This is a genomic window from Sphingomonas taxi, from assembly GCF_000764535.1.
In the GTDB taxonomy this organism is placed as follows: Bacteria; Pseudomonadota; Alphaproteobacteria; order Sphingomonadales; family Sphingomonadaceae; genus Sphingomonas; species Sphingomonas taxi.
Window position 1 is genome coordinate 2,833,106 of the sequence record NZ_CP009571.1, and the last position, 11,042, is coordinate 2,844,147.

At 68.4% G+C, this 11,042-nt stretch carries 9 protein-coding genes; all 9 read left to right on the forward strand.

Annotated features, from left to right (window positions below):
* Nucleotides 1-29 precede the first annotated feature (29 nt).
* The 9 genes from MC45_RS12900 (at nucleotide 30) to MC45_RS12940 (ending at nucleotide 11,009) form a co-directional block, all read left to right on the forward strand.
* Nucleotides 30-1,577 (forward strand): DHA2 family efflux MFS transporter permease subunit, encoded by a 1,548-nt coding sequence (locus MC45_RS12900; protein WP_038663852.1) that lies wholly within the window; start codon nucleotides 30-32, stop codon nucleotides 1,575-1,577.
* A gap of 51 nt (nucleotides 1,578-1,628) precedes the next feature.
* Nucleotides 1,629-2,339, forward strand: a complete 711-nt coding sequence (locus MC45_RS12905) for a response regulator (protein ID WP_038663855.1) — start codon at nucleotides 1,629-1,631, stop codon at nucleotides 2,337-2,339.
* Between the two features lie 145 nt (nucleotides 2,340-2,484).
* A complete protein-coding gene (locus MC45_RS12910; protein ID WP_038663858.1) occupies nucleotides 2,485-3,795 on the forward strand; it encodes an ATP-binding protein in 1,311 nt (436 codons plus the stop codon).
* 155 nt (nucleotides 3,796-3,950) lie between these two features.
* Complete coding sequence (locus MC45_RS12915) at nucleotides 3,951-4,646, forward strand: carbonic anhydrase (protein WP_038663861.1); 696 nt, start codon at nucleotides 3,951-3,953, stop codon at nucleotides 4,644-4,646.
* Nucleotides 4,643-6,160, forward strand: coding sequence for a SulP family inorganic anion transporter (locus MC45_RS12920; RefSeq protein ID WP_038663865.1), 1,518 nt, complete (start codon nucleotides 4,643-4,645; stop codon nucleotides 6,158-6,160). The genes MC45_RS12915 and MC45_RS12920 overlap by 4 nt, the downstream gene beginning before the upstream one ends.
* A gap of 161 nt (nucleotides 6,161-6,321) precedes the next feature.
* The gene (locus MC45_RS12925; RefSeq protein ID WP_038663868.1) at nucleotides 6,322-7,167 is read left to right on the forward strand and encodes a TorF family putative porin; all 846 of its coding nucleotides are present in this window, start codon (nucleotides 6,322-6,324) and stop codon (nucleotides 7,165-7,167) included.
* A 153-nt stretch (nucleotides 7,168-7,320) separates the two neighbouring features.
* Nucleotides 7,321-8,433: a glycoside hydrolase family 130 protein gene (locus MC45_RS12930; protein WP_038663871.1), complete on the forward strand. Its 1,113-nt coding sequence runs from the start codon at nucleotides 7,321-7,323 to the stop codon at nucleotides 8,431-8,433.
* Nucleotides 8,430-9,992: an alpha-amylase family glycosyl hydrolase gene (locus MC45_RS12935; protein WP_038663873.1), complete on the forward strand. Its 1,563-nt coding sequence runs from the start codon at nucleotides 8,430-8,432 to the stop codon at nucleotides 9,990-9,992. Before MC45_RS12930 ends, MC45_RS12935 begins: the two co-directional genes overlap by 4 nt.
* A gap of 9 nt (nucleotides 9,993-10,001) precedes the next feature.
* Nucleotides 10,002-11,009, forward strand: a complete 1,008-nt coding sequence (locus tag MC45_RS12940) for a glycosyltransferase family 4 protein (RefSeq protein ID WP_038663875.1) — start codon at nucleotides 10,002-10,004, stop codon at nucleotides 11,007-11,009.
* Nucleotides 11,010-11,042 lie beyond the last annotated feature (33 nt).

Consider the following 11,042-nt stretch of genomic DNA (forward strand, 5'->3'; position numbering starts at 1 on the left):
GGCGAACCGATATCCCGGAAGATACGCTGATGGCCGCCCCCACCCAAGCCCAAGGCCCCGCCCCGCTCGTCGGCGGCCAGCGCGCGCTGATCGCCTTCGCGCTCGCGCTCGGCACGTTCATGATGGTGCTCGACAGCACGATCGCCAACGTGTCGCTGCCGACGATCGCGGGCAATCTCGGCGTCTCGTCCGACAATTCGACCTGGGTGATCACCGCCTTCGCGGTCGCCAACGGCGTCGCGGTGCCGCTGACCGGCTGGCTGATGGGCCGGTTCGGCGTCGTGCGCACCTTCTGCACCGCGGTGGCGGCGTTCACCGTCGCCTCCTTCCTGTGCGGGATCGCCTGGGACCTGCCCTCGCTGATCGTCTTCCGCATCCTGCAAGGCGCCTGTTCGGGGCCGATGATGCCGGGCAGCCAGGCGCTGCTCATCTCGATCTTCCCGCCCGACAAGCGCTCCACCGCGCTCGGCGTGTGGTCGATGACGACGCTGGTCGGGCCGGTGATGGGGCCGATCCTCGGCGGCTATATCAGCGACAATTACCATTGGAGCTGGATCTTCCTGATCAACATCCCCTTCGGCATCTTCACGACGCTGATCTGCTGGAACGGATTGAAGAGCCGCGAGACGCCGACGCGCAAGCTGCCGATCGACACCGTCGGGCTGCTGCTGCTCGTCGTCTGGGTCGGCTCGCTGCAGATCATGCTCGATCTCGGCAAGAACGCCGACTGGTTCAACGACCCGGCGATCTGCGTGCTCGCCGTCGTGGCGGCGGTCGGCTTCGTCGCGTGGATCATCTGGGAATTGACCGACGCCAATCCGGCGGTCGACCTGTCGCTGTTCGCCAACCGCAATTTCGCGATCGGCACGCTCGCCTTCTGCCTCGGCTATGCGGTGTTCTTCGCCAACACGCTGATCCTGCCGCTCTGGCTGCAGACGCAGCTCGGCTATACCGCGACCTGGGCGGGGCTGATCGCGGCGCCGAGCGGGGTGGTGGCGGTGCTCATCTCGCCGCTTGCCGCGCGCCTGTCGGGCAAGGTCGATGCGCGCATCCTCGCGACGATCTCCTTCCTCGCCTTCGCCGTCTCCTATTGGATGCGCTCCAACCTCGTCACCGGCGCGACGGTGTTCGACTTCATGGCGCCGCTGCTGGTGCAGGGGATCGCGATGAGCATCTTCTTCCTCGCGATGGTGACGATCCTGCTCGACGGCATCGCGCCGCCGCGCATCCCCTCGGCGACCGGCATCTCGAACTTCGCGCGGATCGTCGCCGGCTCGTTCGCCGCGTCGATCATCACCACCGCCTGGGACCGGCGCGAGGCGATCCACCAGAGCCGCCTCGCCGAGGCGATCGGGCAGGGCATGCCCTACCAGATGGCGAGCGAGGGCATCCAGAAGCTCGGCGCCACCTCGACGCAGGCGGCGGCGGCGATCACGCGGCAGATGGTGGGGCAGGCGTATCTGCTCGCCTCGACCGACCTGTTCCGCGTCTCGGCGTGGCTGTGCGCGGCGATGGTGGTGATCGTCTGGTTCACGCGGCGTCCCAAGGGCGGCCACGGGCCGGTCGCGGCGGACTGATCGGCCGGGCCGCGGTTGACCGCCCCGGCCGCCTTGCCTACCTCTCGGGCCATGACCGCCCCCACCATCCTCCTGGTCGAGGACGATCCCGCCCTCCGCACCCTGACCACCAGAGCCTTGCAGGAAAACGGTTATCTCGTCCGTCCCGCCTCCGCCGCGCCCGAAATGTGGCTCGCGCTGGAAGCCGGGCCGGTCGATCTGATCCTGCTCGACATCATGCTCCCCGGCACCAGCGGCATCGACCTGTGCCGCGCGCTGCGCCAGAAGAGCGAGGTCCCGATCATCTTCATCAGCGCCAAGGGCAGCGAGACCGACCGCGTCGTTGGGCTCGAGCTCGGCGCCGACGATTATATCGCCAAGCCGTTCGGCAGCCGCGAGCTGATCGCGCGTATCCGCGCGGTGCTGCGCCGCGGCCAGCTCGAACGCCGCCCCGGCGAGCGCGAGGAGGGCGTGCTGACCTTCGACGGCTGGCAGGTGACGCTGCCGCGGCGCGAGCTGACCTCGCCGACCGGCGCGGTGGTCGACCTGACCGGCGCGGAATTCGACCTGCTCGTCAGCCTCGCCGAACATGCCGGCCGCGTTATCGCGCGCGAGCGGCTGATCGAGCTGTCGCGCACCCGGCTCGGCGACAGTTCGGACCGCAGCATCGACGTGCTGATCAGCCGGCTGCGCCGCAAATTGTCGAGCGCCGGCAAGGACGCGCCGATCATCACCGTGCGCGGCGTCGGCTATATGCTCAACACCGAGGTGACGCGCCGGTGACGGCTGGCGCCGCCATCTCCCATCTCTCCCCGTTCGCCCTGAGCCTGTCGAAGGGCTGGTCGCCCCAAACCCGGTCATCGCCTGCGGATCCCCGTGCTTTGACAGGCTCAGCACGAACGGGGAAGAGGGACAGGGCGCCTCGCCCATGAGGCGCTTCGTCCGCCCCTCGATCGGCCTGATCGGCCAGATCGTCGCGATCCTGCTGCTGACGATGGTGATCGAATTCGGCGTCAGCACGATCCTCTACGAGCGTGCCAGCCAGTTCGCGGTGCGCGACGACGAGGCACGCCGCCTGGCGGAACATCTCGTCATCGCGCGCCGCCTCGTCGCCGAGCAGCCGCCCGAGCGGCGCGACGCGATGGCGGAGGATCTCACCACCGAACGCTACGCGCTTCATTGGCAGCGCAACCTGCCGCCGCCGCCGCCGATCGCGCCGGCGCTCGACGGCATGCGCCATCAGGTGATCGAATGGGAACCGTCGCTTGCCGCCAGCGACCTGCGGCTGAAGCTCACTTCGCCGGGGCGCAGCTCGGTGGTCACCGGCGGGCTGCGGCTGCCCGACAATAGCTGGCTCTATTTCCGCACGCTCGAACCGCTGCACAATCTCGAACTCGCCACCGAACGCATCCTGCTCGCGCTGATCCCGGCGCTGGCGCTGATGGTGATCGGCGGGCTGCTGATCCGCCGCGCGCTCAGGCCGATGCGCCAGCTCGCGATCGCCGCCGACACGCTCGGCGACGCCGAACACGATCCGATCCCCGAGGCGGGGCCGGGCGAAGTGCGCCGCGTCGTCGCCGCGTTCAACCGGATGGCGGCGCGCATCCAGCGGCTGATCGTCGACCGCACGCAGGCGCTCGCCGCGGTCGGCCACGATCTGCGCACGCCGCTGCACCGGCTGAAACTGCGCGCGGACGCGGTCGAGGACGAGACGACCCGCGCGGCGATCCAGCGCGATATCGGCGAGATGGAGGCGATGGTGAATTCGCTGCTCGCCTTCCTCGGCGGCGGCAGCGATCCCGAGGCCCCGGTGCTGACCGACGTCGCGGTGCTCTGCGCGACGCTGATCGACGATGTCGAGGACCGCGGCCTGCCCGGCGTCTACGACGGTCCGTCGCATTGCGAGGTCACCGTCCGTCCGGTCGCGCTGAAACGCGCGCTGGGCAATCTGATCGAGAATGCGCTTCATTATGCCGGCAACGTCGTGCTGCGTCTGGAAAGCGAACCCGCCGGCGTGACGATGATCGTCGAGGACGACGGCGCCGGCATTCCGGAAGACCAGCTGCGCCGCGTGCTCGAACCCTTTGTCCGGCTCGATACGTCGCGACCGCGCGACACGGTCGGTTTCGGCCTCGGCCTGCCGATCGTCGGCCGCATCGTCGAGGCGGAGGGCGGCGTGCTGACGCTCGCGAACCGCCCCGAAGGCGGCCTGCACGCCGCGATCTTCCTGCCGCGGTGATCCCAACCGTTTCATCATCCTGACGTGAGCCGGGATGAAGGTTTGCGAAAGTGTTCCCCGGCAACACTTTAAAACACGCGCGCCGCGCCCCGGCAAATTCGTTTCGGTACTGTTTCCGATGGTCCGGCTTCCGCCGCGACCGGGAGGATAGCCCCGTGAATGAGCTGCTCGGACGCGTCGTGAGTTTCGGCAAGACGGTCTTCCACGGCCAGCATGCGCTCTATTCGACGCTGGCGCAGGGGCAGAGCCCCAAGGCGCTGATGATCTCCTGTGCCGATTCACGGATCGTGCCGGAGCATATCATGCAGGCGCAGCCGGGCGACCTGTTCGTCTGCCGCAACGCCGGCAACATCGTTCCGCCGTTCGCGCTGCAGACGGGCGGCGTCTCCGCCACGGTCGAATATGCGGTCGCGGTGCTCGGCGTCCACGACATCATCGTCTGCGGTCATTCCGATTGCGGCGCGATGAAAGGCCTTGCCGGCGATCCCGCCGCGCTCGCCGCGATTCCAACCGTCGCCAACTGGCTCAAACACGGCGCCGCCGCGCGCCAGATCGTCGACCAGACCTATCCCGACCTCACCGATGCCGAGCGCATCCGCGCGCTCAGCCTCGAAAATGTCGTCGCGCAGCTCGCGCATCTGCGCACCCACCCCTCGGTCGCCGCGGGCATCGCACAGGGCAAGATCGCGCTGCACGGCTGGTTCATCGACATTCACGACGGCACGGTGCTGGCGCTCGACGGCATCACCGGCCGCTTCCGACCGCTCGACGAAGGCGGCGATTTCCCCGTTGCCCAGCCCGCCGCGCCGCGCCAGGCCTCCGACGTCGAATTCCTGGCAGCCGCGGAATGAGCAACCTCCGCGCCCTGCTGCCGAGCGGCCCGGTCATCACGCGTGACCTCACCGCCTCGATCGTCGTCTTCCTCGTCGCGATGCCGTTGTGCATGGGAATCGCGGTCGCCTCCGGCGTGCCGGCGGAAAAGGGCCTCATCACCGGCATCATCGGCGGCATCGTCGTCGGTGCGCTCGCCGGTTCGCCGTTGCAGGTCAGCGGCCCCGCCGCCGGCCTCGCCGTCGTCGTGTTCGAGCTGGTCCGCGATCAGGGCCTGTCGGCGCTCGGCCCGATTCTCGTCCTCGCCGGGCTGATCCAGGTCGTCGCCGGCATCGCCCGCCTCGGCGGCTGGTTCCGCGCCATCTCGCCCGCGGTCGTCCACGGCATGCTCGCCGGGATCGGCGTGCTGATCGTCGTCGGCCAGTTCCACGTGCTGTTCGACGCCAAGCCGCTGCCCAGCGGCCTCCAGAACCTCGCTGCCGCACCCGGCCGGCTGTTCGGCCTGTCGCCGAGCAATATCGAAGCGACCGAGATCGCGTTCGCCGTCGGCATGCTGACCATCGCGGCGATGCTGTGCTGGGAGAAATTCCGCCCCGCCTCGCTGCGCCTCGTTCCCGGCGCACTGGTCGGCGTGCTCACCGGCACGTTCGTCGCGCTCGGCTTTGACCTCGACGTCGCACGGGTCAACGTCCCCGAATCGATCGCCGGCGCAGTCAGCTTCCCCGGCGTCGGCATGGTCGCCAAATGGGCCGATCCGTCGATCCTCGCCGCCGCACTCGCCATCGCCTTCATCGCCAGCGCCGAGACGTTGCTGTCCGCCGCCGCGGTCGATCGCATGCACGACGGCGTGCGCACCAACTACAACAAGGAACTGCGCGCGCAGGGCATCGGCAACCTGCTCTGCGGCCTCGCCGGCGCGCTGCCGATGACCGGCGTCATCGTCCGCTCCTCGGCGAACGTCCAGGCCGGCGCGACCACGCGCATGTCGACGATCTTCCACGGCATCTGGATCCTCGGCTTCGTCGCGCTGCTGCCCTGGGTGCTGCGCGAGATCCCGATGGCGGCGCTCGGCGCGATCCTCGTCATCACCGGCTGGCGGCTGGTCAGCCTCGCCCATGCCCGCCACCTCCTCTCGCATTACGGCCCGCTGCCGGCGCTCATCTGGCTGGCGACATTGGTTACCGTCGTGGTCGAGGATCTGCTGACCGGCGTGCTGGTCGGCATCGGCCTCTCGATGCTCGAACTGGTGCCGCATCTCAAGCGGCTCGGCCTCAAGGTGTCGGAAGGGCCGCAGGGCGGCGCGCATGCGATCAACCTGTCGGGCGCGGCGACCTTCGTGTCGCTGCCGAAATTGTCGGACACGCTGGAGCGTGCGCCCGCCGGCATGCCGGTGCGGCTCGACGTCACCGGACTGTCGACCGTCGATCATACCTGCGCGGAGCTGATCAAGGACTGGTTCCAGCGCCGCCGCGCCGCGGGTGACGTCGTCGAGCTGCTCGGCGCACGTGGCAAGACTGCCGCACTCGCCCACTGAACCCCGCCCAGCAATGTTTCGTTACATAAAAGAAGCTTTTTGGCCATAATGCTGCGGTAGCGAATGTGCGTCAGGGAAAGACTGGTGCCCGTCCGCCACCGCGGAGCGAGCGCGCCGGCGGCCCGGACGCAGGAGGGACCCATCCAGTCGAAAGGGGTCCCATGAAATATACTCTGCTCGCGGCCGCGACTCTCGCCGCCGTCACCGCCCTCCCCGCCGTCGCGCAGGAGACCGCACCGCCCAAGCCGGTCACCGTCACCGGCAGCGTCGCGCTCGTCTCCGACTATCGACTGCGCGGCGTCTCGCAAACCGACAAGGAAATGGCGGTCCAGGGCGGCATCACCGTCGCGCATGAAAGCGGCCTCTACGGCGGCGTCTGGGCGTCGAATCTCGCCGGCTGGGGCACGTTCGGCGGCTCGAACATGGAGCTCGACCTGATCGGCGGCTACAAGCATGCGGTCGGCGGCGGCGCGATCGACGTCGGCCTGACCTGGTACATGTATCCGGGCGGCGCGTCGAAGACCGACTTCGCCGAACCCTATGCGAAATTGTCGGGCACGATCGGCCCGGTCAACCTGCTCGCCGGCGTCGCCTATGCGCCCAAGCAGCAGGCGCTCGGCAAATGGTACAACAGCGGTGCCTCAGCGCAGACCGGCATCTACGACAATCCCGGCAAGAAGAACGACAACCTCTATCTGTGGGGCGACTTCGCCAGCGCGATCCCGACCACGCCGCTGACCGCCAAGGCACATATCGGCTATTCGAAGGGCAATTCGGGCCTCGGCCCCAACGGCACCTCCGCGGCACCGACCGGCGAATATTGGGACTGGCTGCTCGGCGCCGATTACGCGATCAAGGGCACGCCGCTGACGCTCGGCGTCGCCTATGTCGATACCGACATCACCAAGCGGCAGGCGGCCTATCTCCAGCCGAACTTCTCCTCGACCAAGAACGGCAGCAGCATCGCGGCGAGCCAGGTCGTGTTCGCGGTAACCGCGGCGTTCTGATTCTATTCGTCATCCCGGCGAAAGCCGGGACCCATGGACGCGCGGTGCTGATGGGTTCGCGCTTCATTGGCCTCATCGCCACCATGGGTCCCGGCCTGCGCCGGGATGACGATCCTTTGGGAACCACTCCCCCATCCCCGCGCTAACGCCATCATGCACGATGCGCTGATCTTCACCCCCGATCATGTCGATCTCACCCGCTCGCCGCTGCGCCGCGGGATCGCCGAGCCGACCTATGTGCTCGGCGCGTTCAACCCGGGCTTCACGCGGCTGCCCAACGGCAATCTGCTGCTGATGGTGCGCATCGCCGAGGCGCTTTCGGAGCCGGTCCGCGACGGCCACGTCCATGCGATCCGCTGGACCCCCGCGGGCTATGTGCTCGACGCCTGGCCACTGGAACAGGTCGACATGACCGATCCGCGCCAGTTCGAGCTCAAGGGCAGCCGCCATCGCATCCTCGCGCTCACCTCGCTGTCGTGGCTCCTCCCCGTCGAGCTCGATCCCGCGGGCGAGCGGATCGTCGCGATCCATTACGACGCGGCGATCGAACCCGCCGCCGGCTACCAATGCTATGGGGTCGAGGACGCGCGCATCACCCGCATCGGCGATATCTGGTACATGACCGCCTGTTCGGTCGGCGCCGAGCGGCATTGCACGACGTTGCACACCTCGCGCGACGGGCTGCACTATCGGCTGGAGGGGATCGTCCTCGACCACCAGAACAAGGACATGATCCTGTTCGAGGGGCTGGTCGGCGACAGGTTCATGGCGCTGACCCGCCCGCTCGGCGAGGTCTATTTCGCCTATCCGCCCGACAGCCCCTGGGTCGGCGGCCCGTCGATCAATTTCGCGCAGAGTCCCGATACGCTGCACTGGAAGCCGCTCGACGCCCCCGGCTTGCGCGCGCGCAAGGGCTCGCGATCGGCGATGAAGATCGGCGGCGGCACCCAGCCGGTGCTGACCCGCGACGGCTGGCTGATGATCTATCACGGCGTCGAGGCGCGCGAGAGCGTCGGCATCTATCGCAGCTTCTGGGCGCTGCTCGATCGCGACGATCCCGCGCACATCCTGCGCCTCGAGGACGAGACGCCGCTGCTCGAGGCGGACCCGGCGCTCACCGCCCCGATCGCGTATCAGATGTACCTGCCCACCCCGGTGGTGTTCTCGACCGGCCTGGTCGATAGCGGCGACGATTATCTGGTCGCCAGCGGCGAGGCCGATCTCGCCTGCCGCATGACCCGGCTGCCCAAGGGGATGTTCGCATGACGTGGTGGCGGACGGGGACGATCTACCAGATCTACCCGCGCTCGTTCCAGGACAGCGACGGCGACGGCGTCGGCGACCTCAAGGGGATCGAGGCGCGGCTCGACCATCTCGTCGCGCTCGGCGTCGATGCGGTGTGGATCTCGCCGATCTTCCCTTCGCCGATGCGCGACTTTGGCTATGACGTCGCCGATTATTGCGCGATCGACCCGCGCTTCGGCACGCTTGCCGATTTCGACAGCCTGCTCGCCGCCGCGCATGCGCGCGGGCTGAAGCTCCTGCTCGACTTCGTCCCAAACCACAGTTCCACCGACCATCCCTGGTTCCAGGAAAGCCGGTCGTCGCGCGACAATCCTAAGCGCGACTGGTACATCTGGCGCGATCCCGCCCCCGACGGCGGCCCGCCCAACAATTGGATCAGCGATTTCGGCGGCTCGGCGTGGGAATATGACGCCGCCACCGGTCAATATTATTACCACGCCTTCCTGAAGGAACAGGCCGACCTCAACTGGCGCAACCCCGATCTGCGGCGTGCGATGATGGATGCGCTGCGCTTCTGGTTCGACCGCGGCGTCGATGGCTTCCGCATCGACGTGCTCTGGCACATGGTAAAACACGCGGACTTTCCCAACAATCCCGCCAACCCCGACTATCGCGCCGGGATGGGCGAGATGCACGCCGTGCTCCAGCTCCATTCGACCGACCAGCCCGAGGTCCATGCCATCGCCGCCGAGATGCGTGCAATCGCGGACTCCTATCCCGGCGACCGCGTGCTGATCGGCGAGATCTATCTGCCGGTCGAGCGGCTGATGCACTATTACGGGCTCGACGCACCCGAAGTGCATCTGCCCTTCAATTTCCAGCTCATCGACGCGCGCTGGGACGCGCGTCATCTCGCCGGGCTGATCGCCGAATATGAAGCGGCGTTGCCGGCGGGGGGCTGGCCGAACTGGGTGCTCGGCAACCACGATCGCCCGCGCATCGCCAGCCGCGTCGGGGCCGCGCAGGCGCGCGTCGCGGCGGTGCTGCTGCTGACGCTGCGCGGTACGCCGACGCTCTATTACGGCGACGAGCTCGGCCTCGCCGACGTCGCCATCCCCGCGGCCCGCGTGCAGGACCCGCGCGAGCTGCGCGAACCCGGCCTCGGTCTCGGCCGCGATCCGGTGCGCACGCCGATGCCGTGGAACGCCAGCGCTTATGCCGGCTTCTCGACCGCCGAGCCGTGGCTGCCGCTCAACCCGGACTGGCCGACGCGTAACGTCGCGGCGCAGAGCGGCGATGCGCAATCTATGCTGGCGCTACACCGCGACCTGCTCAACCTGCGCCGCAAGCATGAGGCGCTCGCGATCGGCGACTTCGCGCTGATCGAGGCGGCCGGCGACGTGCTCGCCTACGAACGCCGCCACGGCGACGAGCGGATCGTCGTCGCGCTCAACCTCGGCGCGACGCCGCAGCCGGTGACACTGCCGGCCGGCGACGTTCTGCTCGGCACCCTGCCGGGGCGCGGCGAGCCCGGCCTGCTGCGCCCCGACGAAGCTATCATCCTGCGCGTAACCCGCTAAGCCGGCGTCATGAAGATCGCGATGCTCGCCCCCATTTCGTGGCGCACCCCGCCGCGCCACTACGGCCCGTGGGAATTGGTCACCAGCCTGCTTACCGAAGCGCTCGTCGCGCGCGGCGTCGACGTCACGCTGTTCGCGACGCAGGACAGCCTGACCGCCGGAACTCTTAGCGCAGTGGTGCCGGCGCCCTATTCGGAAGACCCGAGCGTCGACGCCAAGGTGTGGGAATTCCGCCATCTCGCGCATCTGTTCGACCGCGCCGGCGAGTTCGACCTGATCCACAACCAGGCCGACTTTCCCGCCCACGCCTTTTCGCATCTGGTGGCGACGCCGATGGTCACGACGATCCACGGCTTTTCGTCGGACCGTATCCTGCCGATGTACCAGCCCTATCAGGACCGCGTGCACTATGTCGCGATCAGCGACGCCGACCGGTCGCCGCAGCTCCGCTATGCCGCGACGATCCACCACGGCATCGTCCTCGACGATTTTCCCTTCGACGCCGGGGGTAGCAACGACCTGCTGTTCTTCGGCCGCATGCACCCCGACAAGGGCGCCGCCGAGGCGATCACGGTCGCGCAGGCGACGGGCCGCGACCTCGCCATGTACGGCATCGTGCAGGATGAGGGCTATTACGAGCGGTCGGTGGTCCCGCATCTCGGTGCGCATATTCGCCACCCCGGCGCGGTCGGCGGCGACGACCGCACCGCGGCGCTCGGCAAGGCGGCGGCGCTGCTCCACCTCATCAATTTCGACGAGCCCTTCGGCCTGTCGGTGATCGAGGCGATGGCCTGCGGCACGCCGGTGATCGCGATCAACCGCGGCTCGATGCCCGAGCTGATCGACGACGGCGTCACCGGATTTCTGGTCGACAGCGTCGACGAGGCGATCGCCGCGGTTGCGCGCCTGCCCGAGATCGACCGCGCCGCCTGCCGCGCCGCGGTGGCGGCGCGCTTCACCGTCCAGCGGATGGCCGACGCCTATATCGCGCTCTACCGCGACATTCTGGGTGGCTGAACGACCCGCCGATTGCTTGTCGCCGTCCCGCGT

Excerpts from the sequence above, each read along its gene's own strand:
- MC45_RS12900 (WP_038663852.1), top strand. The coding sequence starts at position 30 with ATGGCCGCCCCCACCCAAGCCCAAGGCCCCGCCCCGCTCGTCGGCGGC.
- MC45_RS12905 (WP_038663855.1), top strand. The coding sequence starts at position 1,629 with ATGACCGCCCCCACCATCCTCCTGGTCGAGGACGATCCCGCCCTCCGC.
- MC45_RS12930 (WP_038663871.1), top strand. The coding sequence starts at position 7,321 with ATGCACGATGCGCTGATCTTCACCCCCGATCATGTCGATCTCACCCGC.
- MC45_RS12920 (WP_038663865.1), top strand. The coding sequence starts at position 4,643 with ATGAGCAACCTCCGCGCCCTGCTGCCGAGCGGCCCGGTCATCACGCGT.
- MC45_RS12925 (WP_038663868.1), top strand. The coding sequence starts at position 6,322 with ATGAAATATACTCTGCTCGCGGCCGCGACTCTCGCCGCCGTCACCGCC.
- MC45_RS12935 (WP_038663873.1), top strand. The coding sequence starts at position 8,430 with ATGACGTGGTGGCGGACGGGGACGATCTACCAGATCTACCCGCGCTCG.
- MC45_RS12910 (WP_038663858.1), top strand. The coding sequence starts at position 2,485 with ATGAGGCGCTTCGTCCGCCCCTCGATCGGCCTGATCGGCCAGATCGTC.
- MC45_RS12940 (WP_038663875.1), top strand. The coding sequence starts at position 10,002 with ATGAAGATCGCGATGCTCGCCCCCATTTCGTGGCGCACCCCGCCGCGC.